Source organism: Streptomyces sp. NPDC102462 (genome assembly GCF_044765425.1).
Lineage (GTDB): Bacteria > Actinomycetota > Actinomycetes > Streptomycetales > Streptomycetaceae > Streptomyces.
In genome coordinates this window covers 46,587-69,506 of the sequence record NZ_JBIWKB010000016.1, presented here as the reverse complement: position 1 = coordinate 69,506, position 22,920 = coordinate 46,587, and the positions used below count along the sequence as shown (strand labels likewise).

Sequence of the window (22,920 nt, the reverse complement as noted above, 5' to 3'; positions counted from 1 at the left end):
AGGCTGTATCGATTTGCGGCTCCGCCGCGCGGGAGCGGCCAACCACAACGCCGCCGCACACGACCGACGGCCCATAGCGGCGCACCCAGCGGAGCGTCACCGCACGGCACGGTCACCGCGCTCCGCCCCCCGCGCCTCCTCGATGCGGCTGAGCAGAAACGGCATCATTCCCCGCTCCAGCAGGGCGAGTTCCCAGGCGGCGCGCGCCGCGGCCGCCTCGGGGCCGGCGTCGGCCAGGCTGCCTTGTCGCTCGCCGGAGCGGTTGCGGACCGCCGTCACCCACAGCCAGATCGCATCGCCGATCGCCGCCCCGGCGGCCACCGCTGCGGCGAGCAGCCCCGCCGTGATCAGGCCGTCGCCGACGTAGGGCCGGCCGGCCACGGCGCGCAGGCCGTACCCGGACAGCAGGAAGACGGCGGCCACGGCCGAAAGGCCCGGCACCAGCACCGCGAACACGGCCAGCAGCCCGCCCGCCCGGCGCGGCTGCGTGCGGCCGGCGTCCGCCGCTCTGGCGCCGACGTAGTCCTGGTACTCGACGGCCGCGGCGGCCGTGATGGCCCCGCGGGCCGACGACGCCCGGGCGCGCAGCCACTCCCGGTCGAGCGGCGCACCGGGGCGCGCCAGCGCCTCCGTGATCTGCGTGCAGTCCAGGGCCCGAGCGAGGACCCGCTCGAACACGACACCGATCTCCGTGGCCGACGGCGCGGCATCCGACATGTGTCCCCCGTTGCGTGAAGGCCGACGGCACTCGCGACATGCGTGGCCGCCCTGCCGGACGGTGGCTGAGGAGAGGCGAGTCTAACGGTTCCCGATTTGCGCAACCTCTAAAGACTCGTACCTAACAGCACATCGCCCCACCGACCAGCGCCCCAAAGGGGCGCGAGGAACTGCGCGACCAGCCACGACGGCGCCGCAGACATCCGACGGCAGACCCCACCCCGAGGGGGCGCGGGGAACTGCGCGACCAGCCACAACGAAGCCGCACACAACCGACGGCCCATCGCGGCACACCCAGCGGAGCGCCTACGCTCGGAAGCGCCGCAGCCGGAGGCTGTTGCCGACCACGAAGACCGAGGAGAAGGCCATGGCCGCACCGGCGATCATCGGGTTGAGCAGCCCCGCCGCGGCGAGCGGCAGCGCGGCGACGTTGTAGGCGAACGCCCAGAACAGGTTGGACCGGATGGTGCCGAGCGTCCGGCGGGCGAGCCGGATGGCGTCGGCGGCGACCCGCAGGTCCCCGCGCACCAGCGTCAGGTCGCCGGCCTCGATCGCGGCGTCGCTGCCGGTGCCCATGGCAAGGCCCAGGTCCGCCTGGGCCAGTGCCGCCGCGTCATTGACGCCGTCGCCGATCATGGCGACCGAACGGCCCTCGCCCTGAAGCCGCTTGACGACGTCCACCTTGTCCTGCGGCAGCACCTCGGCGATGACGTGCTCGCCCTCGATGCCCACCTCCGCGGCGACCGACTCGGCCACGGCACGGTTGTCCCCGGTGAGCAGGACCGGGGTCAGCCCGAGGCCGCGCAGCCGCCGGACGGCCTCCGCGCTGGTGTCCTTGACGGCGTCGGCGACTTCGAGGACCGCGCGGGCCCGGCCGTCCCAGGCGACCACGACGGCCGTACGCCCCGCGGCCTCGGCCACGGCCTTGACGCGTCGCAGTCCCTCCGGCAGGGACATGGCCCAGTCGGCCAGCAACCGCTCCCTGCCGACCAGGACGGCGTGCCCGTCGACCACGCCCTGCACGCCGCGGCCGGGTACGTCGGCGAAGTCCTCCGGCGTGGGCAGCGGTCCCACCCGGTCCGCGGCGGCGGTCGCGACGGCCCGCGCTACGGGGTGCCCGGAGGCGTGTTCCAGGGCGCCGGCGCGCCGCAGCACGTCCTGCTCGTCGGTGTCGTCGGCCGGGTGCACGGCGAGCAGGGTCATGCTTCCGGTGGTGACGGTGCCGGTCTTGTCGAGCACGACGGTGTCGGCCCTGCGGGTGCTCTCCAGCACCTCGGGTCCCTTGATGAGGATGCCGAGTTGTGCGCCCCGGCCCGTTCCCACCAGCAGCGCGGTCGGGGTCGCGAGCCCGAGTGCGCACGGGCAGGCGATGATGAGGACGGCGACCGCGGCGGTGAAGGCGGCGGTCGGACCGGCGCCGTTGCCCAGCCAGAAGCCGAGCGTGGCCACGGCCAGGACGATCACGACGGGCACGAAGACACCGGAGATCCGGTCGGCGAGCCGCTGTACGACCGCCTTGCCGTTCTGGGCGTCCTCGACGAGCCTGGCCATGCGGGCGAGTTGGGTGTCTGCGCCCACCCTGGTGGCCCGCACGACGAGGCGGCCTCCGGCGTTCAGGGTGGCCCCGGTGACGCCGTCCCCGACGCCCACCTCGATGGGGGCGGACTCGCCGGTGAGCAGGGAGGCGTCCACCGCGGAGGTGCCCTCGACCACGGTGCCGTCGGTGGCGATCTTCTCGCCGGGGCGTACGAGGAAGCGATCGCCGACCTGCAACTCCCCTATGGGAAGCTGGCGTTCGCGGCCGTCGCGGAGCACGGTGACCTCCTTGGCGCCGAGTTCGAGCAGCGCCCTGAGCGCGGCGCCCGCCTTCCGCTTGGACCGCGCCTCGAAGTACCGTCCGGCCAGGATGAAGGCCGTCACACCGGCGGCGGCCTCCAGGTAGATGTTTCCGGTCCCGTCGGTGCGGGCGATGGTCAGCTCGAAGGGGTGTGTCATGCCGGGCGTCCCGGCCGTGCCGAGGAACAGCGCCCACAGCGACCACAGGACGGCCGCCGACACACCGACGGAGATCAGGGTGTCCATGGTGGCGGCGCCGTGCCGCGCGTTGGTCCAGGCGGCGCGGTGGAAGGGCCAGGCCGCGTACGTCACGACGGGGGCCGCCAGGGTGAGGGACAGCCACTGCCAGTACGTGAACTGCAGGGCCGGGACCATCGCCATGGCGATCACCGGCACGGCGAGGACGACGGCGGTGGTCAACCGCCGGCGCAGCGTGCGCAGTTCGTCGTCCGCACGGCCGGGCGGGGCGTCCGGTGCGGCGGGCTCGGGCCGCGGCTGGTGCGCCGTGTAGCCGGTGGCCTCGACGGTGGCGATGAGGTCGGCGACGGCCACGCCCTCGTCGAAGGTGACCTTGGCCTTCTCGGTGGCGTAGTTGACGGTGGCCCGGACACCGTCCATGCGGTTGAGCTTCTTCTCGATCCGCGCCGCGCACGAGGCGCAGGTCATGCCGCCGATGGCGAGTTCGACCTCGGCGGCCCCGGTAGCGAGGGTGGTCATGTGTGGTCCTCCGAGCTGTCGGCTTGGGTGAGGGTCGCGGGGGGGGGGGGGGGCCGCGCCCCCCCCCCCCCGGGGGGGGGGGGGGGGGGGGGGGGGGGGGGGCCGGCCGGGGGGGGGGGGGGGGGGGGGGGGGGGGGGGGGGGGCCCCCCCCCCCCCCCGCGACCGTCGTGGGGCGGGTCAGGCGGGCAGGCGGCGGACGACGTCGTAGCCGGCGGCTTCGACGGTCCGTGTGATCAGTGCGTCCAGGTCCCCGCCGGGCTCGCCCGCGGTGGTGACGGCGACCAGGCCGGTGCCGGCCGCGACGGTCACGGCGGTGATCCCGTCCAGGGCGCCGACGGCGTCGGCGACGACGCCCTCGCAGTGGGCGCTGCCGATGCCGTCGACCTGGTAGACGGTCGTCGTACCGGCCGGGGCGTGGCAGCTTCCGTCGGGGGTGCAGCAGTTCGACATGGGTCCTCCGAGAACGAGTCACTGAATGGCGACCCATACCCCATAGGGGTATGAAGCGTGATCCAATCTATACCCCCACCCGGTATACAACTCAAGGGCGGAAGGGGCTTGACTTCATACCCCCAGGGGGTACCTTCTAGCGCAGTCGGGCCGCCGACCGGGCGGCCGTGAGCCCAGGAGGGCACCCATGCACACGGGACTGCGGATCACCGTCTTCGCCGCCGCGCTCGCCGCGACCTTCGGCACCGCCTACGGCCTGGGCAGCGGCCTCGGCGAGGTCGCCCCCGAGTCCGACCGGGCGCCCCGCGCGCACGAGCGGGGCCACGATCCGGCACAGCAGGGCCACGATCCGGCACAGGGGGGCCATGAGTCGGCGCCGCCCGGCGGGCTGCACGCCTCCGAGGGCGGATACACCCTCGCCCTGCGGACCCCGACGATCGAGGCGGGCCGCGGCGACCGTCTGCGGTTCGCGATCGTCGAGAACACGACCGGCCGCACCGTCACCGCGTACGAGCGGGAGCACAGCAAGGAACTGCACCTGATCGTCGCCTCGCGGGACCTGACCGTCTTCCGGCATCTGCACCCCGTGCGCGCGGCCGACGGCACCTGGTCGGCCCCCGTCGAACTGCCCGAGGCGACGGGATACCGGGTCTTCGCCGACTTCACCCCCCGCGGCGGCGACGGGCTGACCCTCGGAGCCGACCTCACGGCCACCGGACGGGAGCGTCCGGCGCGGACCTGGGCGCCGGGCCGCACCGCCCGGGTGGACGGCTACGAGGTGACGCTGCGCGGCGCTCTGAGCGCGGGCCGGCCGAGCGAGCTGCGGCTGGAAGTCGCCAAGGACGGCAGGCCGGTGCGCGATCTGGAGCCCTATCTGGAGGCGTACGGCCATCTGGTGGCGCTGCGGTCCGGTGACCTCGCCTATCTGCATGTGCATCCGAACGGCGAGCCCGGGGACGGCAGCACCCGGCCGGGACCGGAGATCTCCTTCACGGCGACGGCGCCGAGCGCCGGGACCTACCGGCTCTTCCTCGACTTCCGGCACGCGGGCGTGGTCAGGACCGCGGCGTTCACGGTGACGGCCGGGGCCGAGGCGTCCGGTCCGGGGACGCCTCGGCCCGGTGCGACGGCCAACCACGGGCACTGAGCCGGGCCGGCCGGAGGGACCCGGGCGGGCAAGGATGGCCGACCGGCCCGGGGTGGGGCACGCTGGATGACATGGGTGACGGGCAGGGCGCGACGGGTCTCCGGCAGCCATGGCAGTCGAGTCAGGCGCTGCTGCTGCTTCCGGTCGCGCTGATCGCCGTGATCACCGTGGTGGAGGTGCACTCGCCCCAGGACTTCCACCTGGCCTCCGCGCTGGTCATCGCCCCGGCATTGACCGCGTCGTTCGCCGGCCCGCGGACGACGGCGGCGGTCGGGGCGATGACCGTGGTGGCCCAGAGCCTCATCGGGCTCCTGCACGGCGAACTGGCCACCGCCAACCGCATCGTGCAGCTCATCACCCTCACCGTGCTGTCCGTGCTGGTCGTGATCTACTGCGCGATCCGGGACCGGCGGCACGCGCAGCTGGTCCGGGTCCGTTCGGTGGCCGAGGCCGCCCAGCACGTGCTGATGTGGCCGCTGCCGGAGCAGATGGGGTTCGTACGGATCGCCTCCCTGTACCTGGCGGCCGAGGACGAGGCCCAGATCGGCGGCGACCTGTACGCGGCCACCCGTGCGTTCGGCGGGATACGCGTGCTGATCGGCGACGTGCGCGGCAAGGGGCTGTCCGCGATCGGGGAGGCCGCCACCCTGCTGGGGGCCTTCCGCGAGGCGGCCCACCGGCGTCCCGTGCTGACGGACCTGGCCGAGGCCCTGGAGCAGAGCGTCCAGCGCTACGCGGCCGACTTCGAGCCGCCCGAGGAGGCGGGCGAGCGCTTCGCCACCGCCCTGCTGGTGGAGATCCCCGAGGAGTACCCGGTCGTCAGGATGGCCACCTGCGGTCACCCGCCGCCGCTGCTGCTCTGCCAGGGCCGCAGGATCACCGTGCCGACGCTGCATCCCTCGCCGCCACTGGGGGTCCAGGGCTGCGGGCTGGGACCGGGGGGATGCGGGCCGGCCGCCCGCGAGCTGGACGAGATCCCCTTCGCACCGGGCGACACCCTGCTGCTGTACACCGACGGCGTCATCGAGGCCCGCGACGCCGACGGCCGTTTCTACCCGCTGGCCGAGCGGGTCTCCCGGTGGTGCGACGCCCCGCCGGACGCCCTCGTCCAGCATGTGCGGCGCGATCTGGTCGCGCACACCGGCGGCCGCCTGGACGACGACGCGGCCGTGGTCGTCCTGCACCGCACCTCCGCGGCCCGCGGGCGGCAGCACATGAGGGTCATCGAGACGGGCGGGTTCCGCCCGAGCACCGGTCCCGGGCCCGCCACCCGCTGACCGGGGCCGGAACCCGACGGGTCCCGGCCCCGGCGGGTCACGGCTTGCGGGCCACCGCTCCGTACATCGCGATGTCCTCGTCGCGGATGCCCTTCTCGCCCTCGCCGTCCGGGTGCCACTTGTGGACCTGGACGATGCCCGGCTCGACCAGTTCGAGGCCGTCGAAGAACTCGTGGGCCTCGTCGATGGTGCGCAGCCGCATCGGCATGTTCCGGGCCGCGTACTCGCGGGCGACGCGGCCCACCTCCTCGGGCGCGAACTCGGCGGTGCCGATGGACATCGCCAGATAGCTGCCGGAGGGCAGCGGCTCCAGGAGACGGCGCACGACGCCGACCGCGTCGTCCTCGTCGAGCATGAAGTGGACGATGGCGATCACCGTGAGCGCCACCGGCTTGCCGAGGTCAAGGGTCTCGCGCAGCTCCGGTGCGTCCAGGATGGCGCCCGGGTCACGGAAGTCGGCCTCGATGTACGCCGTCCTGCCCTCGGGGGCGCTGGCCAGCAGCCCCTGGGAGAGGGTGAGGACGATCGGGTCGTTGTCCACGTAGACGACCCGCGACTCCGGGGCCACCGCCTGCGCGATCTCGTGCAGGTTCGGCGAGGTGGGGATGCCGGTGCCGACGTCCAGGAACTGGCGCACGCCCACCTCCTCGGCGAGCCAGCGCACCGCCCGGTTCATCCAGTCCCGGTTGGCGCGCATATGGATGGGCAGGGCGGGCCACTCCTGCGCCATGGCGTCGCCCGCCTCCTTGTCAGCGGGGTAGTAGTCCTTACCGCCCAGGATGTAGTCGTAGATCCGGGCGGAGTGGGCGTTCTCGGTGTCGATGCGGTCGGCCGGCCATCCGTTGTCGGGCAACGCCGTGTCTCCCATTCGAGTCGGGGATGCAGCAGGGGTCGATGGAACAAGCAGCTACAACGCAGCTATAACAAGGCGGTTCACAGGAGGAAGTCGGCGTCACCCGACTTCACACCCGTCAGGAAACTGGTCATTTCGCGGGGGGTGAAAACCAGTGCCGGGCCGTCGGGGTCGGTCGACTGGCGCACCGCGACGCGTCCGTCGGCGAGCTTCTTCACTTCCACGCAGGCGCCGCCGGCGTCGTCGCTCCACGGCTTGCTCCAGCCGCGAGCGCCGAGTTCCCGGGACGGCATGCCGTTGTGTATGGGGTGGTGCACGTTACAGCTCCTTGCGTATCGCACCGAGGACGGCCTCGGTCTTCCTGGCGGGCGCCGCCTGGGCGCCCAACCGGTCCAGGGACTCGCGGTACACCACGACGTCGTCGCTCTTGTCCAGGTAGACGGCGCCGACCAGGCCGTTGAGGTAGACGATGTCGGGGAGTTCGGGTGCCCGGAACCGGAAGAGGTGGTAGGCCCCGGCCCGCATGGCGGGATGCGGGCCGTTGGCGAACGGCATGATCTGCAGGGTCACCTGCGGCAGCCGGTTGACCTCGATGAGATGGTCGATCTGCGCGCGCATCACGTCGGAGCCGCCCACCGGCCAGCGCAGCACCGTCTCGTCCATCACGATCCACACCCGCGGCGGCGCCTTGCGCACAAGGAGTTCCTGGCGGCGCATGCGCAGCGCGACCCGCCGCTCCGTGGCGTCCGCCGACGCGTGCGGATTGCCGGCGCTCAGCAGGGCGCGCGCGTACTCCGGGGTCTGGAGCAGCCCGTGGACGAACTCGTTCTCGTAGGCGCGGATGTGCAGCGCGGCCTGCTCCAGGCTCAGATACGCGGCGAACCAGTCCGGCATGACGTCGCGGTACGTGTGCCACCAGCCGCGCTTGTTGGCCTCGCGCACGGACTGCAGGAAGGTTTCTATCTCCTCCCGGTCCGTCACGCCGTAGGTCTGCAGCAGCTTCTCGGCGTCGGCCAGCCGCAGCCGGGCCACCTTGGCGGCCTCCATCCGGCGGATGGTGGAGTGGCTGACGCCGATGGCCGCGCCCGCCTCCTCGTAGGTCAGACCGGCCCGGTTGCGCAGTTCCTCCAGCTGACGGCCGAGGATCATGCGCAGGACGGAAGGGGCGCCGCCCCAGTCGGTCTCCGCGGTCACGCTTACCCCCTCGTACCAGGTTCCAGGGTCACCGTCTCACGCGGTCGATTCCGGCGCCTCATTCGATCACTTGTTGACGCAAGCAGCATGCACGCCACCACTTGCAAATTTCAACTTGCCGGTTGCGAGCAGATGTTGGCGGATGTCACAGTGGACCCACTGACTCGGCTCACCGAATGAGCAGGCGGAACAGTCCAGTTGGGGGAGACTGGGCTGCAATCGGGCGTCATCCGGCGCGCGTTGTCGCCCGATCGTGCTGTGCGGCCGACCGATCCACGACCGAGAGACCCCCCACTCAGCGAGGCCGGACGAAAGGCGTACGGCGATGACTGCGCCCTCCCTCCCCCAGCCACTGGACCGACCGCCCGACGACCGGTCCGCCGGTGCCGCACCGCCCAGGGGCTGGCGGCCGGCGCCGGGCGGCGACAGGTCCGGGGGCCCGCACGCGGCCCCGTGGCCGCACCGCCCGCCGCAGTCGGCGGGTTCCAGCAGACCACCCGGAGGCGAGCATGCCGGTCGACTCCCTGGGCCCGACGGCCCCGACCCGCTCGCCTCCGGGGCTCAACCGCCCGGCCCCGCGCACGCGTTCGAGCTGCCCGCCACCCCGGCCTCGGTCGGCGCGGCACGCAGGGCCGTGCGAGCGCTGCTGACCAGCTGGGGCACCGACGACGAGGTACGGGACAACGCCGTCCTCGTCACCTCTGAACTGGTCACCAACGCGGTCACGCACTCGGCCAGCGAACGGATCGCCTGCCGGGTGCACAGCGCCGCGGACCGGCTGCGCATCGAGGTCGAGGACCAGAACCGTGCCGCCGCGCTGCCGGCGCCCAGGCGGCCGGACCCGGACGACCAGAGCGGACGCGGACTCCTGCTGGTCGAGGCGCTGAGCCTCGACTGGGGCGTCACCGGCACCCACCGGTCCGCACGCGTCGTCTGGGCCGAGCTTTCGACGACCGCGGGCCCGGCCCCGTCACCGGCCCCCCGACCCGGCAGGCCCGCCCCCCACTCGGCCGAAGGACGCCCGGACCATGGACCGTTGTCCGCCCAGCCCTGACCCGCGCCCACGGCGCTCCGCCCGCCCGGCCGCTCCGCCGTACGGCCGGGCCCGCGGCACGGGTGAGCCCTGCTCGGCCGAGCCGTCCTGGACGCGTACCCGCCCCGGGCCGGGCCCGCGGCACCCGTCCGTCACCTCGTGAACCGGTGACGGCACACTCCCACCGGGGGCGTGCGGTCAGCGGCGCGGGGACACCTGCGCGAGCCATTGGGTCAGCAGGGTGTTGATCCGCTCGGGGCGTTCCTGCTGGATCCAGTGGCCGCAGCCGTCGAGCAGATGCGAGGCGGTCAGGCCGGGCAGGGTGCGCGGGAACGCCTCGATCGCGTCGGAGAGCCAGGTCGTGGAGGCGTCAAGACCGCCGCCGACGAACAGCGACGGCTGGGTGACGGGGGCGCCGTGGAAGTCGGCGAGATCGGCCCAGTCCCGGTCCATGTTGCGGTAGCGGTTCAGTGCGCCGGTCAGTCCGGTGCGCTCGAACTCCGCCGCGTAGACGTCGAGTTCGTCCTCGCCGAGCCAGGCGGGCAGACGGCCGGCGGGGAACCGGTCGCGCAGCCTTCCGCCCGCGGTGACGAAGTGCGGATCCGGCGCCCCGGGCGCGGGCATGGTGTCGGCGGACAGCGCGGCGTAGAAGCCCGCGAGCCAGCCGCGCACATCGGGTTCGATCTCCGACTCCGCGCGGCCCGGCTCCTGGAAGTAGGAGACATAGAACTCCTCGGGGCCGCCCATCGCCGCGAACACCTCGCTGGGCCTCGGGCCGCCGGGCGGGGTGTAGGGCACGCTCAGCAGGCCCACGGCGCTGAAGACGTCGGGACGGACCAGCGCCGAGGTGGCGGCGATGGTGGCGCCCCAGTCGTGTCCGACGATCACGGCGGACCGCTCGCCCAGCGCCTCCACCACGGCGACGTTGTCCGCCACCAGGTCGAGCATCCGGTAGGCGCCGGACTCGGCGGGTTTGGAGGAGCGGCCGTAGCCGCGCACGTCCACGGCGACGGCCCGGTAGCCGGCGGCGGCCAGCGCGGGCAGCTGGCGGCGCCACGAGTACCAGGACTCCGGGAAGCCGTGCACGAGGAGCACCAGCGGCCCGGTTCCCTGTTCCACCAGGTGGGTCCGGCCCGCCGGGGACGGCACCAGGCGATGGACGGCGTGCGAAGCGGTGTTCTGCGGCATGGTTCCTCCCAGACGTTCGGGGACTGCTGGCACGATCATGCGGGAGCCGGTTTCCGCCGCCGAGCGATGTTGCCGGTTCGGCAAATCGCCCACCAGGGCCCGAGCGACCGGCCGGCCCGGCTCCGCGAGACGCCCTTGGCCTTCGCTCGGGCCTGAACACACGTTCTTGACCTGCGGCAAGGCCGGCACCACCACCTACCCTGGCCCCATGGTGCACGGCGACGAGGGACCACGGGCGGCGGCAGCCCGGCTCACCGGGCGAGCGGCGACGCGGGAGCGTTCGCTGTCCGGCACGCTGAGCGAGGTCCGCCTCGACGGCGGGCCGGTCGTGGTCGTCAAACGGGCCGACGCCCCGCGCGCCGTCGCCGCCGAGGCGGCCGGGCTGCGCTGGCTGGCCGCCGCGGACACGGTCCGGCTGCCGGCCGTGCGCGGCCATGACGCACGGTGGCTGGTGCTCGACCGCGTCCCGACCGGGCGGCCCGACCCCGGCGCCGCGGTCCGGTTCGGCCGCGCGCTGGCCGGCCTGCACGCCGCCGGCGCGCCCGCGTTCGGCTGCCCGCCGCCCGGCGGCCCCGAGGAGGCGTACATCGGGCTCGCCCCGATGCGCAACGTCCCCGGTGCCGACTGGCCGTCCTGGTACGCCGAGCACCGGGTGCTGCCCTATGTGCGCCGCGCGGCCGACGCCGGCACCCTCGGCCGGGACGAGGCCGGCGTCATCGACCGCGTCTGCGAGCGGCTGCACCTGCTGGCGGGCCCCGCCGAGCCCCCGGCACGGCTGCACGGCGACCTGTGGCACGGCAATGTGCTGTGGGGCGACGACGGTCACGTCCGGCTCATCGACCCGGCCGCGCACGGCGGGCACCGGGAGACCGACCTCGCGATGCTCCGCCTGTTCGGCTGTCCCCACCTGGAGCGGGTCCTCGACGGCTACCGGGAGACCACGCCCCTGGCGGACGGCTGGCGCGAACGCGTCGGGCTGCACCAGTTGTTCCCGCTGCTGGTCCACGCGGTGCTGTTCGGGCGCGGCTACGCGGAACAGGCCCTCGCGATCGCCCGGCGGTTGCCGGCGGCCTGAGGCCGGTTCGCGCCGGCCCTTACGGCCGGCGTCATGTGCCGAACGGGTGTGCGCTTTCCGTGGCTTTGGCGGAACGGCGCCGCGCCGCTTCCTTAATTCGGCCTTAATTCGGACGGAGATCACACAGAGTAAGGAAACCAACCAGGCGTTCGAATCGTATAAGTGCATGGAAGCTGAAACAGGGAGAGACCATGCAACCGTTCACGCTCAACTACGCCCGACCGGCTGTGCAGTTGGATGTCACCACTCCGTACATGTACGACTCCGGACTGCAGTTGAACGTGCTCCCCGACGGCCGCATCGCCGCGACCGACCACGCGACACTGAGAGCGCTGGGGACCACGACCTCCACGGCCGGCTCCAAAACGCACTTCGACGACTGACCGCGAGCTCTCGCCATGACCGTGCTCATTCTGACCAGTGAAGAGGACGTGACGGCGGACATGGTGGTCCTCCGGCTCCATGAGGCCGGGGTGCCCGTGGTCCGCCTCGATCCAGCGGATCTCACCACCGGTGTCGCCCTGTCCGGCGAGTACGTGCGGGGCGTCTGCCACGGCCATCTGTCCGTCGCCGGCCGGCTGGTGAGCATGAGCGGTCTGCGCTCCGTCTGGGTGCGCAGACCGGGCCTCGCGGCGGCCCGGGCGTCCCAGCCGTCCGCCTGGCTCACCGAGGAGGCGTCCCAGGCCCTGTACGGCATGCTGCGCTGCACCGAGGCACGCTGGATGAACCATCCCGACGCCGCACGGCGGGCCCGTCACAAGCCGTGGCAGCTCGGACTCGCGCAGCGCAGCGGGCTGCCCGTGCCCGCCACCCTGATCACGACGTTCCCCCAGGCCGCCCGGGAGTTCTCGGAGCGCTTCCCGGATCTCGTGGTCAAGCCCGTCTCCGGCGCGCACCCCAAGGAGCCGCCGCGGGCGGTGCCGACCAGCAGGGTCGCGCCGGACACCGACTTCTCGGCCGTCGCGTTCGGTCCGACCCTGCTGCAGCGCAGGGTGCCGAAGCGGGCCGACATCCGGCTGACCGCCGTCGGCGGCCGGCTGTTCGCCGCGCGCAAGGCCATCGAGCCGGACGCCGACCCGGACGACGTGGACGTGCGTTTCGCCCCGTCCCTGTCCCCGTGGAGCGCCGTGGAGGTGCCCCCGCGGGTCGCGACGGCCGTGCACGCCTATCTCAGCGGCGCCGAACTCGCCTACGGGGCGTTCGACTTCGCCGAGGACGCGGACGGCATCTGGTGGTTCCTGGAGTGCAACCAGTCGGGCCAGTTCGGCTTCGTCGAGATGGACACCGGCCAGCCGATCGCCCGCGCCATCGCGCAGTGGCTGGCGTCCGCGCCCGACGACACCTCATCGGCGGGCGCAGGACCGAGGCCGGCGCCGTGAGGGCCCGCCGAGGGTGTGGCGTCGCCCCGCCGCCGTGGCACCGCCGCCCGCCGCCCGCCGCGCGGCCCAGGGGGCTCAGAGACCGGGCAGCGGGTGCACGCGCTGCCACTGCGAGGGCGGGGCCGCGGGCGACGGCAGCGCGGCACTCGGCGCCCGCCGCGACCGCAGCGGCAGCATGACCGCCTCCACTTCCCTGCGCAGGCGGTCGGCCTCTTCGCGTACTCCCGCGGGTACGTCGCCGCGTTCCGCGACGAGCCGGTCGTAGATGGGGGAATCCTGGAACACCCGTCAAAGCGCCTTTCCGAGCACGGCCCATGGACATGGGCACAGCTGACGAGTGTAAGGACCGGCGCCGGTTCTGGTGCGGTCGTGGTGGAGGTTCCCCCGCAGGGCTTGACGCCGCCGCCGCGGGCCGGGCCGTGCGGGCGGCCGGCGCGGACGTCATCCGGCGAGCGGGAGTCCGCTCTCCTCAGCGGTGCCGCGCGCCCGGATCAGCAGGACGTCGGCCCGGGCGATGGCCTCGCGGACGTCCGCGGTGCCCGTCATCGCGCACAGGGCGCGGGTCACCTCCGCCAGGTCCCGCGCCGCCGCCGGTGTCGGCCGTTCGGCCTGGGCGATCCGTAGCGACGCGTAACGGGTCAGCAGCTTTCTGACGACCTTGGGGTCCGGGACCGGCACGTGTATGCCCCTCTCTCGTGTTATGCGCTGCGTATGCCCGGGAAACGGACGTTCATTCCCCCTTCCTTGCCCTTTCCTTCTCCCTTCTGGGCTGCGCGGGGCACGGCGGCGCGCGCAGCGCGGTCAGGCGGCCCCGCGGTGCAGGTCCGCGTAGGCGCCGCCGCGGCGCAGCAGTTCCTCGTGCCGGCCGATCTCGCGAATCGTGCCGCCCGCCATCACCACGATCCGGTCGGCGCCGCGCACGGTGGACAGGCGGTGCGCCACCACGAAGGTGGTGCGGCCGTGCAACAGCCGCGCGACGGCCTGCTGGACAAGCGCCTCGGACTGGGTGTCCAGCGCCGAGGTCGCCTCGTCCAGGACCAGCACCCGCGGGTCCCGGATGAGCGCGCGGGCGATGGCGAGGCGCTGCCGCTGGCCTCCGGAGAGCCGGGCGCCGCGCTCGCCGACCATCGTGTCGAGCCCGTGGGGCAGCCGCTCGACGAACTCCAGGGCGTTGGCGTCGCGCAGCGCCGCGCGCACCGTCTCCTCGTCCGCGTCGTCCATGCCGTAGGCGACGTTCTCCCGGACCGTGCCCTCGAACAGGATCGACTCCTGGGGCACGACCGACACGAACCTGCGGTAGGTGCGCAGATCGAGGCCGCTCATGTCCCGGCCGTCGAGCAGGAGGCGGCCCGACGTGGGCCGGATGAAGCCGATGACGAGGTTGAGAACCGTGGACTTGCCCGCGCCGGACGCGCCGACGAGGGCGATCGTCTCGCCCGGCCGCACCGCGAGGTCGAAATCCCGTACGGCGGGCCGCCCGCGGTCGTCGTCGTAGGCGAGGCCGACGTTCTCGAAGGTGATCGCGCCGCGCACCGCGGTGACCTCCCGCTTGCCCTCGTTGTCCTCCAGTTCGGGGGCCTCGAGCACCTCGCCGACCGAGCGGACCGACTCGAACCCCTTGGTGATGACGGGGGCCAGTGCCGCGAGCGTGGTGGTCGAGTTGGTCAGGGTGGTGAGAAAGGCGCTGAGCATGACGACGTCGCCCGCGCTGACCCCCCACAGGCCGTAGTAGGAGATCAGCGCCGCGCCGGCCAGCACGAGCACGCCGACGACGTTGAGTACCACCCAGGCGAGCGAGGCGAACCGGCCGTTGAGCAGGTCCAGGCGCAGCCCGGAGGTCAGCAGGCGGCTGAGGGTGCCGTCCATCCGGCGCAGCGCCTTGTTCTCCAGTCCGTGCGCCCGGGTGACCGGGATGAGGCGGGTCATCTCGGTGACCCGGGTGGACAGCGTCTCCACCTCGTGCCGGAACCGTTCGTTGTGGGTGCGCAGCCGGGCCCGGAGCCGGGCCACGAGCAGCGCGGCGACCGGCACGACGACCAGGAAGACGGGGACGAACTCAGGGGTGCGGACGGCGATGATGACCAGTCCGCCGGTCAGCACGGTCAGGGCGCCGAGCCCGTTTTCCGCGGTCTGCTGCACCATCTGCTCCACGGTCTCCACGTCGCGCACGACCTTGGCCTGGAGCACGCCGGCGCTGACCCGGGAGTGGTAGCCGATGGACAGCTGCTGCATGCGGGTGCACAGCGCCGAGCGCAGGGTGGTTCCCATGCGCCGCACACTGCCGTACAGCAGACGGACGTAGAGCAGGTGCAGTGGATAGTTGACCAGCAGGATGAACAGGATGACCGCGGTGCTGGTCCACAGCCGTGCGATGGGCTGGTGCTGCACGACGGTGTCGATGATGGACGCGGTGATCAGCGGCAGCAGCCAGACGGGGCTGTGCTTGACGGTGAACACGAGCACGGCCCCGGCCAGCCTCCCGCGGTCGGCGCGGAACAGGTAGGCCAGGGTGCGCACCGGGTGTTCGCCGCGGTAGCGGTGGTCGAGGGGTCTTGGCGACGACGAGGCCATCGACGGTTCCTCTCCGGTGACCGGACGGTCGGGCAAGCGCTCTCTACCCAGCCGTCGCGGTCCTACGTCCGATCCGCACCGGCAATCCGGTGCCGTCCGCGGGACGGATGAGGACTGACGAGGACTGACGAGGACGGACGAGGACGGAGAGGGGGGCTACTCCCCCAGTGCGCGGGCCAGTTCCCTGGTGGCGCGGGCGACCTCGGGGCAGTCGCCCGGCGGCAGGTGGCGGATCAGGCCCCGGCCCGACCGGACGGCCTCCCGGGCGTTGCGCTCCCAGACCACGTGGTTCTCCCGGTGGTTGAGCAGCTTGGGGTAGACGGCGGCCGTCTCCTCCCACTGGCGTGCCGCCGCGATGCTGCCGAGGAGTTCGATGATCTGGGCGCGGCAGGCGATGCGGGGCTGCCGGGCAAGTTCCCACAGGAACGGCACGGTGACGGCCGTGGCCTGTTCCACGACGAATCCGTACTGGCAGATGCGGGTGCGCAGTTCGCCGAGTGCCTGCCGGGCGCGGTCCTCGTCGCCGCGGGCGATGATGTGCAGCAGCAGCGGGATGCCCTCGGCGGACCCGGTGGAGTCCTTGAACTGGTGCCAGGGCACCTCGTCGACGGCCGCCAGCGGCGCGGTCGCCGCCCGGAGCGAGGCCGTCGCGGATTCGGTCCGCCCGGTGCTGGAGGGGTTGGTCCGAGGCGCAGGCGATGACACGACATCTCCCTGATTCGCGGTCAGGTCGGGACGCCGACGGCGGGAGCGGCGTCGGCGCCATTATTCACGTCGACAACGCCCGCGTGCAATTGCACGGGAAATTGCGCGAGAAGTGGGTAGGAACCCGGGGCCCGCCCCGGCGGCCTCGCGTCAGGCGAGCGTCCGCTCCCCGGGGGCGGGACGTGAAGCCACAAGGAGGCTGTGATGTCACCGGTGCCGAACGGCGTGCGGGCCAGCTCGCTCGACGTGCGATGGATCAAGAGCAGGCACAGCAACGCCGAGGGCAACTGCGTGGAGGTGGCGGCCCTGTCCGGCGGCTGTGTCGCGATGCGCAACTCCCGCGACCCGGACGGCCCCGCGCTCGTCTACACGCCTGCCGAGATGGCCGCCTTCCTGGCGGGTGCGAAGGACGGCGAGTTCGACAACCTGCTCTAGCCACGCCCCCCGCGGCGCACCCTGCCCGGAACCCAACGCCCCACATGTGTCGGGGACATGGGCCGGGGTGCGCCGCGTGCGTTAGTCTGACGGTCTCCGTCGCCGGTCTGCCGGGAGCAAGGATGTCAGCGAAATCCCCTCGCGTCTCCCGTCTCGAACCCTATCTGGACCGCGCCGAACCGGCCCCGACTTTGCTGAAGATGCTGGTCGGCGTCCAACTGGCGGGCTTCCGCGAGGACGCGGGGCTGGCCCAGGAGCAGGCTGCGCGTGGCGTCGGCTTCAGCGCGGCGAAGCTGTCCCGCATCGAAGCGGGCAAGGGCCGCAGGCCCCCGACCGAGACCGATGTGCGGGCCCTGCTGACGCTGTACGGCACGGAAGCGTACGAGTCCTCGGTCCTGCTGAGGCTGCTGCGGCGGGCCGGTGAGCCGGGCTGGTGGCAGCGGTACGACAAGCGGCTGATGCCCGAGTGGTTCGACCGGCTGGTCGGTCTTCAGGAGGCCGCCGTCGCGATCCGTACCTTCGAGATCCAGTACGTTCCTGGTCTGTTGCAGACACCGGACTACGCCCATGCGGTGGTACGGCGCGGCCTTCCGACGGCGCCGGAGAACGAGGTGCGCAGACGCGTCGAACTGCGCATGCGCAGGGTGGAGTTGCTGCACCGCCCGGATGCGCCCCAGGTGTGGGTGATCATCGACGAGTCGGTGCTGCTGCGGGTCCTGGGCGGTCCCGAGGTGATGCGCGAGCAACTGGAGCACCTGCTGCGGATGGCCCAACGCCCGCATGTCACGCTGCAGATCGTCCCGCTGGACGTGACCGACGCGTCGGCGCCCGCGATCCCGGTCACCCATCTGCGGTTCGGCGGCCTCGATCTGCCCGATGTGGTCTACCTGGAGCACATCAGGAGCGCCAACTTCCTGGAGGACCGGGACGAGACCGAGGAGTACCGGGTGGCCCTGGACCGGCTGGCCGACGAGGCGTTGCAGCCGCGGCAGTCGGTCGACCTGCTGGACCGGATCATGACGGAACGCTACCCGGCCCCCTGACGGGCCGTGCGGGCCGTGCGCGCACGACCCGCCTGCGCTCTGCGCGTTGCTCTCTAGCCGACGCGGCCCACGCCGCCGAACTCGATCCACTCGTGGGTGAGCTGACGCGGAGCCACCTCCGAGTCCGGCCGCCATGTCGACACCTCGACGAGGCCGGGCTCCAGGATCTCCAGGCCCTCGAAGAGCTCGGCGACGTCCTTCTCCTGCCGCACCCGGCCCCAGTTCCCCTGCGTGGTCTGGTCCATGAAGTCGGTGACGAACTTACGGACCTCGGCGTCCTCGCTGACCAGTTGGCACATCACCATGAAGCTCCCGGGGGCGAGGCGCTCGGCCACCCGCCGGGCCAGGGCCGGCGGTCCGTCGGTCTCGCTGTCCGGGAGGCAGTGCATCACCGAGACGAAGAGCACGCCCACCGGCCGGCTGAAGTCGATGAGCCGCTGCGTCTCGGGGTGCCCGAAGATCCCGTCGGTGTCGCGCATGTCGGCCTGGATGACGGCGGTGCGTTCGTCCTGCTCCAGCAGCGCCCGGCCGTGCACCAGCACCATGGGGTCGTTGTCGACGTAGACCACATGGGAGGTGGGGTCGACGGACTGGGCGACCTGGTGCACGTTGTCCTGGGTGGGCAGCCCGGAACCGTGGTCGAGGAACTGCCGGACGCCGTAGTCCCGGGCCAGCGTGCGCACCACGCGCTGCAGGAAGCGGCGGTTGTTGACGGCGAGCCGCCGGGTGCTCGGCACCACCTTGTCCAGTTCTTCGCACGCCGCCCGGTCCGCCGCGTAGTTGTCCTTGCCGCCGAGGTAGTGGTCGTACATCCGCGCGGCCGTCGGCACGGTGGGGTCGATCTCCTTGGACGGCTGGTTTCCTGCTTGCATCGCTCCCCCGGTACGTACTGTGTCAACTGGCCGGTGATAACAGGGAGTACATACTAGGGACTGGGCCGTACTCGTGGTAAGTCCACGCGCGGACGATCTGTGAAACCCTCATCCAGGACCGGCGGGCCGCGCCGGTCGTCACGTTCGGCACCCTGGAGAGGCAGCGCGATGCGCATCGGACTGCTCGGCACCGGCCCTTGGGCCCAGATGGTCCACGCCCCCGCCCTGAGCGGGCACGACGAGGTCGAGTTCACCGGGGTGTGGGGGCGGCGCGCGGACGCCGCCGCCGAACTGGCGGACCGGCACGGCACCCGGGCCTACACCGACGTGGACGCCCTGCTCGCCGACGTGGACGCGGTCGCCGTGGCGCTGCCGCCCGACGTGCAGGCCGCGCTCGCCGCGCGGGCGGCCCGCGCCGGACGCCATCTGCTGCTGGACAAGCCGCTCGCCGCCACGGTGGCGCACGGCCGGGAGGTCGTCGAGGCCGCGCGGCGGGCCGAGGTCGCCTCCGTGGTGTTCTTCACCACCCGGTTCCAGCCCGAGGCCGACGCCTGGATCGCCGAACAGGCGAAGAAGGGCGGCTGGTTCACCGCGCGGGCACAGTGGCTGGGCTCGGTGTTCACGACGGACAGCCCGTTCGGGGCGTCGCCGTGGCGCCGGGAGAAGGGCGCGCTGTGGGACGTCGGCCCGCATGCCCTGTCCGTGCTGCTGCCGGTGCTGGGCGATGTGCGCCGGGTGAGCGCGGCGGCGCACGGACCCGGTGACACCGCGCATGTCGTCCTCGACCATATCGGCGGCGCCTCCAGCACCTTGACCCTCAGCCTGACCGCGCCGCCGGCGGCGGCCGGTGCCACCGTCGAGCTGCGCGGCGAGGCCGGGGTGAGCACGCTGCCGGACAGCGCGGACGGCGCCCTCCCGGCCTTCGGCCGGGCCGTGGACGCGCTGCTGGAGGCGGCGCGCACGGGGAGGTCTCATCCGTGCGACGCCGCGTTTGCCCTCCGGGTGAGCGAGGTCCTTGCCGCAGCGGAGTCCCTGCGGGGCCTTGGCGGGGGGGGCGTCCCTCAGCTGAACGCTCCGCTGGAAGAGCCGCGCTGTGCCGTCGGTTGCCTGCGGCGCCGTGGCCGTTAGCGTTCTGCTGAAAGAGCCGCTACCTGTCGTTCGTCGTGTGCGGCGCCGTTGTGGCTGGTCGCGCCGTTCCCCGCGCCCCTTCCGGGGCGCTGTCGCACCGTCCTTTGCCGAGTGCTTCGTGGGAAGGGCCGCTACCTGTCATTCGTCGACTGCGGCAGCGTCGTGGCTGGTCGCGCCGTTCCCCGCGCCCCTTCGGGGCGCCGTCGTGGCTGGTCGCGCCCGCGCGGCGGAGCCGCATATCGACACGGCCCCGCGCCCCTTCCAGGGCGCTGTCGCACCGTCCGGGCCGCTACCTGTCGTTCGTTGGCTGCGGCGGCGTCGTGGCTGGGCGCGCCGTTCGCCGCGCCCCTTCGGGGGTGCTGTCGGTCGGCTCCTGGGCGCGGTGGAAATGGGCGCGTTCTCGGACGACGGGGTAGCCGGTGCGTGCGAAGTGGGCGGCCATGGGGAAGTTGCCTCGGTCGGTCGCCGCGGCGATGGTCTGCGCGCCGTGCTCGGCGAGGAAGTGGGTGCATTCGGCCAGCAGGTCGCGGGCGTAGCCGTGGCCGCGTTGTTCCGGCAGGACCCCGATGAAACCGATGCAGGGTCCCACCGGGTTGTGCGCGGGAATGTGGATGCCGACGGGCTCACCCCGCGGGGTGTACGCGATCTGCCACCACTCGCGCGGCGACGGACACCAGCGGAAGAAGTCGATCTCCTCCTGGGCGGCCAGTTCCACTCCGCCCTTCTCGATGGCCCGCAGGGCGTGGGCGTCCAGGGTGACGGAGTGGATGCGGCGCAGGGCGTCGAAGAACACCGCGTCGTCGGGCTCGGGGCGGAAGACGAGCCGCCCCGGCCGTGCGGGCAGCCCGCACGGCGGCGTCCACCGGTAGATGAAGCGCTCCACGAAGGGCCGGTAGCCGGCCGTCCGGGCGGCGGCGAAGCGGGTCTCGGCTGCGGCCTTCAGGGCGGGTACGTCGCGCCAGCCGCCGGGAAGGTTGAATTCGAGGTCGTCGACCTGCCAGGGCGCGGTCCGCAGCAGTTCGGCCCCCGCCTCCTCCTCGCCCTCGGCCACGTCGAACCAGTTGACGACGAGGGGCTGTGTGTCGTCGGGTCCGCCCCACCAGGCGGCCCGCGCCACCACCTGGCCGTCGCGCAGCGCCACCCGCTTCCAGTCGGGGCGGTACCGGGTCAGCCGGTGCGCCTCGCGTGCGCGCAGCGGGTCGGGCAGGGCGTCGAAGAGGTGGACGGTGTGCTCGTCGAGCGTCTGGATGACCGGACCGGTCATGGATTCCTCCGGGATGCGTACGTAACGGGTGCGCTCCCGGTCAGGTCAGACGTGGCACGCCGGGGCAACGGAGAGGGAGCGCTGGGTGAACTCGGACCACATGGCACTCGCCTCCTTCCGTCGGGTCTCGGGCGTGCGGTGCCAGCGTAGGGGCGGGCCATGCCCCGGGTCCACCGCTTTTCCGGGATGGCCCGGGGATCCCGCCCGGGGGGCGCCTGCGGACGGCCGGGTGCCGCGGCCGGGCGTAGCGTGGGCGTGTGGGAAGGGTCCGCGGCCGGCCCTGGCGCCGGTACCGGGACGAGCGTGACTGGCTGCGGGGCGCGCCGCCGCCGCGCTGGGTGCGGGTGCTGCCCGTGGCCCTGGTCGCCTGTGTCACCACGGCCACCCTGCTCAGCCGCAACGCGCTCGACATCGGTTTCCTGCTGGGGGCGATCCCGCCGCTCACCGTCCTGTCGTACGGGCCGCTGGCCACCGCGGTCATGGGCGCCCTGGTGGTGGTCGTGCTGAACGTGCCGGCCACCCATCTGAACCGGCCGGGCAACACCGATCTGCTCACCATCGTCTTCGTCGTGCTGCTGAGCGTGTTCGTCTCCTATGTGCGCAGTCATCGGGACGCCCAGCTGGTCACCGAGCGTACGGTCGGGCAGGCCGTGCAGCGGGCCATCGCGCCGCCGCTGCCCCAGCGGGTCGGCGATGTCGGCTGTGCGGGGCTGTACCGGGCCGCCCAGCGCGGGACGCTGGTCGGCGGGGACTTCTTCGATGTGCGCGACGGCCCGTACGGGGTCCGGGCGGTGATGGCCGATGTGCAGGGGCACGGGCTGGTCACCGTGCCCACCGTGGTCTCGTTGCTGGGTGCCTTCCGGGAGGCGGTGCTCGACCAGCCGGACCTGGAGGGCGTCGCGGCCCGCCTCGACCGCAGGCTGGCGGCGGACTCGGCGGGCGAGCGGCACGCCGAGATGTTCGCCACCGCGGTACTGCTGGAGTTCTCCGTCGACGTCCGCGATGTGCGGATCGTGGTCCGCGGGCATCCGCCGCCGGTGCTGCTGCGCGACGGGCAGGCCCGCGAGATCGGGGTCAGTCCCGGGATTCCGCTGGGTCTCGGCCCGTTCGGCCTGGACCCGCCCAAGGAGGTCACCGTGGGTCTGGAGCCCGGTGACCGGCTGTTCCTGGCCTCGGACGGGGTGTGGGAGGCACGGGACGCCTCCGGTGCGTTCTACCCGCTGGCGAAGCGGCTGCGTGCGCTCGCCGCCGGGGACCCGGCCGCGCTGACCTCCCGCGTGTGGGCGGATCTGCTGGAGCACGCCGACGCCGTCCGGGACGACGCGACCATGCTCGTCCTCACCCCGCTGCCCACCCGGTGAACCGCGCCCGGCGCCGGGTTCAGCCGACGTCCCACAGGAAGCGGTGGGTGTGGATGCCGAAGTACGGGAACGACTGGATCTGCCGTACGCCGTCGATCGGCCGCACGACGTCGTTGACGAAGTCGAGCAGGTCCTTGGGGCCGGGGGTGACGACCTCGGCGAACAGGTCGAAGCCGCCGGAGGTGAGCACCGCGTAGATCACCTCGGGGTGGTCGGCCAGTTCGTCGGCGACGGCACGCGGATCGCCGTCCACGCCGATGCCGAGCAGCGCCATGGCCTGACCGCCCATGGCCATCGGATCGGTGACGCCGACGACCTGGACCGCCCGGGAGTCCAGCAGCCGTTGCAGACGCTGCCGGGCCGCCGAGGCGGACAGGCCGACCTTCGGGCCGAGGTCGGCGTACGCGATGCGCCCGTCGGTCTGCAGTTCGCGCAGGATGGCCCGGTCGATCTCGTCCACGTTCGTCCTCTCCCGCCGTCGGCCCGGCTGCGCCCACCTTATCGGCGCGCCCCAGCCGGCCTGTTCCGTCAGGCCCGCGGCGAAGACCTCGGTGGGGGCGTCCAGGAGGCCCGGCCGCCCGGTCCACCCTCGAACAGGGAGACGACGGAACGCGGGAAGCGTACGCGCCGTAAAGCGCCAGGGCACGCCACCCCTTCCCCGGCATAGAAATATC

General features: G+C 72.9%; 24 protein-coding genes. 10 read left to right on the top strand and 14 right to left on the bottom strand.

Annotated features, from left to right (window positions below; genetic code table 11):
* Positions 1-96: 96 nt before the first annotated feature.
* The 3 genes from ACIRFL_RS16305 to ACIRFL_RS16295 form a co-directional block, all read right to left on the bottom strand.
* Positions 97-717, bottom strand: a complete 621-nt coding sequence (locus ACIRFL_RS16305; RefSeq protein ID WP_404028832.1) for a hypothetical protein — start codon at positions 715-717, stop codon at positions 97-99.
* A 306-nt stretch (positions 718-1,023) separates the two neighbouring features.
* The gene (locus ACIRFL_RS16300) at positions 1,024-3,270 is read right to left on the bottom strand and encodes a heavy metal translocating P-type ATPase (RefSeq protein WP_404028829.1); all 2,247 of its coding nucleotides are present in this window, start codon (positions 3,268-3,270) and stop codon (positions 1,024-1,026) included.
* Between the two features lie 178 nt (positions 3,271-3,448).
* Positions 3,449-3,721: a heavy-metal-associated domain-containing protein gene (locus ACIRFL_RS16295; protein ID WP_404028826.1), complete on the bottom strand. Its 273-nt coding sequence runs from the start codon at positions 3,719-3,721 to the stop codon at positions 3,449-3,451.
* A gap of 187 nt (positions 3,722-3,908) precedes the next feature.
* Between ACIRFL_RS16295 and ACIRFL_RS16290 the strand changes: the two genes are divergently transcribed.
* Together ACIRFL_RS16290 and ACIRFL_RS16285 are read left to right on the top strand one after the other, a co-directional pair.
* Positions 3,909-4,868, top strand: coding sequence for a hypothetical protein (locus tag ACIRFL_RS16290; RefSeq protein WP_404028823.1), 960 nt, complete (start codon positions 3,909-3,911; stop codon positions 4,866-4,868).
* A gap of 71 nt (positions 4,869-4,939) precedes the next feature.
* Complete coding sequence (locus ACIRFL_RS16285) at positions 4,940-6,145, top strand: PP2C family protein-serine/threonine phosphatase (protein WP_404028820.1); 1,206 nt, start codon at positions 4,940-4,942, stop codon at positions 6,143-6,145.
* 37 nt (positions 6,146-6,182) lie between these two features.
* Here ACIRFL_RS16285 and ACIRFL_RS16280 read toward each other — a convergent pair whose 3' ends face one another.
* The 3 genes from ACIRFL_RS16280 to ACIRFL_RS16270 all read right to left on the bottom strand — a co-directional run bounded on the left by ACIRFL_RS16280 (position 6,183) and on the right by ACIRFL_RS16270 (position 8,192).
* The gene (locus tag ACIRFL_RS16280; protein ID WP_404028817.1) at positions 6,183-6,998 is read right to left on the bottom strand and encodes an SAM-dependent methyltransferase; all 816 of its coding nucleotides are present in this window, start codon (positions 6,996-6,998) and stop codon (positions 6,183-6,185) included.
* A gap of 80 nt (positions 6,999-7,078) precedes the next feature.
* Positions 7,079-7,291, bottom strand: a complete 213-nt coding sequence (locus ACIRFL_RS16275; RefSeq protein ID WP_404028982.1) for a DUF397 domain-containing protein — start codon at positions 7,289-7,291, stop codon at positions 7,079-7,081.
* Between the two features lie 25 nt (positions 7,292-7,316).
* Entirely contained in the window at positions 7,317-8,192 is an 876-nt protein-coding gene (locus ACIRFL_RS16270) for a helix-turn-helix domain-containing protein (RefSeq protein ID WP_404028815.1), read from the bottom strand.
* Positions 8,193-8,517: 325 nt separating this feature from the next.
* On the opposite strand from ACIRFL_RS16270, the gene ACIRFL_RS16265 reads away from it, so the two are divergent.
* Positions 8,518-9,246 (top strand): ATP-binding protein, encoded by a 729-nt coding sequence (locus tag ACIRFL_RS16265; RefSeq protein WP_404028813.1) that lies wholly within the window; start codon positions 8,518-8,520, stop codon positions 9,244-9,246.
* Between the two features lie 177 nt (positions 9,247-9,423).
* Here the strand turns inward: ACIRFL_RS16265 and ACIRFL_RS16260 are convergent, their stop codons facing one another.
* Positions 9,424-10,413, bottom strand: coding sequence for an alpha/beta fold hydrolase (locus tag ACIRFL_RS16260; protein WP_404028810.1), 990 nt, complete (start codon positions 10,411-10,413; stop codon positions 9,424-9,426).
* A gap of 208 nt (positions 10,414-10,621) precedes the next feature.
* On the opposite strand from ACIRFL_RS16260, the gene ACIRFL_RS16255 reads away from it, so the two are divergent.
* The 3 genes from ACIRFL_RS16255 (at position 10,622) to tgmB (ending at position 12,867) form a co-directional block, all read left to right on the top strand.
* Entirely contained in the window at positions 10,622-11,488 is an 867-nt protein-coding gene (locus ACIRFL_RS16255; protein WP_404028807.1) for a fructosamine kinase family protein, read from the top strand.
* A gap of 191 nt (positions 11,489-11,679) precedes the next feature.
* Positions 11,680-11,871, top strand: a complete 192-nt coding sequence (tgmA, locus tag ACIRFL_RS16250; protein WP_383094378.1) for a putative ATP-grasp-modified RiPP — start codon at positions 11,680-11,682, stop codon at positions 11,869-11,871.
* A 15-nt stretch (positions 11,872-11,886) separates the two neighbouring features.
* On the top strand, positions 11,887-12,867 hold the full coding sequence (gene tgmB, locus ACIRFL_RS16245) for an ATP-grasp ribosomal peptide maturase (RefSeq protein WP_404028804.1): 981 nt from the start codon (positions 11,887-11,889) through the stop codon (positions 12,865-12,867).
* Positions 12,868-12,942: 75 nt separating this feature from the next.
* Here the strand turns inward: tgmB and ACIRFL_RS16240 are convergent, their stop codons facing one another.
* The 4 genes from ACIRFL_RS16240 to ACIRFL_RS16225 form a co-directional block, all read right to left on the bottom strand.
* Complete coding sequence (locus ACIRFL_RS16240; RefSeq protein WP_404028803.1) at positions 12,943-13,152, bottom strand: hypothetical protein; 210 nt, start codon at positions 13,150-13,152, stop codon at positions 12,943-12,945.
* A gap of 156 nt (positions 13,153-13,308) precedes the next feature.
* The gene (locus tag ACIRFL_RS16235) at positions 13,309-13,545 is read right to left on the bottom strand and encodes a DUF5133 domain-containing protein (protein ID WP_404028801.1); all 237 of its coding nucleotides are present in this window, start codon (positions 13,543-13,545) and stop codon (positions 13,309-13,311) included.
* Positions 13,546-13,668: 123 nt separating this feature from the next.
* Positions 13,669-15,438 (bottom strand): ABC transporter ATP-binding protein, encoded by a 1,770-nt coding sequence (locus ACIRFL_RS16230; RefSeq protein WP_404028798.1) that lies wholly within the window; start codon positions 15,436-15,438, stop codon positions 13,669-13,671.
* 156 nt (positions 15,439-15,594) lie between these two features.
* Complete coding sequence (locus tag ACIRFL_RS16225; RefSeq protein ID WP_404028796.1) at positions 15,595-16,143, bottom strand: hypothetical protein; 549 nt, start codon at positions 16,141-16,143, stop codon at positions 15,595-15,597.
* A gap of 204 nt (positions 16,144-16,347) precedes the next feature.
* On the opposite strand from ACIRFL_RS16225, the gene ACIRFL_RS16220 reads away from it, so the two are divergent.
* Both ACIRFL_RS16220 and ACIRFL_RS16215 read left to right on the top strand, forming a co-directional pair.
* Positions 16,348-16,578, top strand: a complete 231-nt coding sequence (locus ACIRFL_RS16220; RefSeq protein WP_404028793.1) for a DUF397 domain-containing protein — start codon at positions 16,348-16,350, stop codon at positions 16,576-16,578.
* A gap of 122 nt (positions 16,579-16,700) precedes the next feature.
* Positions 16,701-17,621, top strand: a complete 921-nt coding sequence (locus ACIRFL_RS16215) for a helix-turn-helix domain-containing protein (protein WP_404028791.1) — start codon at positions 16,701-16,703, stop codon at positions 17,619-17,621.
* Positions 17,622-17,674: 53 nt separating this feature from the next.
* On the opposite strand, the gene ACIRFL_RS16210 is transcribed toward ACIRFL_RS16215, so the two are convergent.
* Positions 17,675-18,493, bottom strand: a complete 819-nt coding sequence (locus ACIRFL_RS16210; RefSeq protein WP_404028789.1) for an SAM-dependent methyltransferase — start codon at positions 18,491-18,493, stop codon at positions 17,675-17,677.
* Between the two features lie 168 nt (positions 18,494-18,661).
* On the opposite strand from ACIRFL_RS16210, the gene ACIRFL_RS16205 reads away from it, so the two are divergent.
* Entirely contained in the window at positions 18,662-19,621 is a 960-nt protein-coding gene (locus ACIRFL_RS16205; protein ID WP_404028786.1) for a Gfo/Idh/MocA family protein, read from the top strand.
* 289 nt (positions 19,622-19,910) lie between these two features.
* Here the strand turns inward: ACIRFL_RS16205 and ACIRFL_RS16200 are convergent, their stop codons facing one another.
* Entirely contained in the window at positions 19,911-20,885 is a 975-nt protein-coding gene (locus ACIRFL_RS16200) for a GNAT family N-acetyltransferase (protein ID WP_404028784.1), read from the bottom strand.
* A gap of 257 nt (positions 20,886-21,142) precedes the next feature.
* Between ACIRFL_RS16200 and ACIRFL_RS16195 the strand changes: the two genes are divergently transcribed.
* Positions 21,143-22,246 (top strand): PP2C family protein-serine/threonine phosphatase, encoded by a 1,104-nt coding sequence (locus ACIRFL_RS16195; RefSeq protein WP_404028782.1) that lies wholly within the window; start codon positions 21,143-21,145, stop codon positions 22,244-22,246.
* Positions 22,247-22,265: 19 nt separating this feature from the next.
* Here ACIRFL_RS16195 and ACIRFL_RS16190 read toward each other — a convergent pair whose 3' ends face one another.
* Entirely contained in the window at positions 22,266-22,706 is a 441-nt protein-coding gene (locus ACIRFL_RS16190; RefSeq protein WP_404028779.1) for an Lrp/AsnC family transcriptional regulator, read from the bottom strand.
* Positions 22,707-22,920 lie beyond the last annotated feature (214 nt).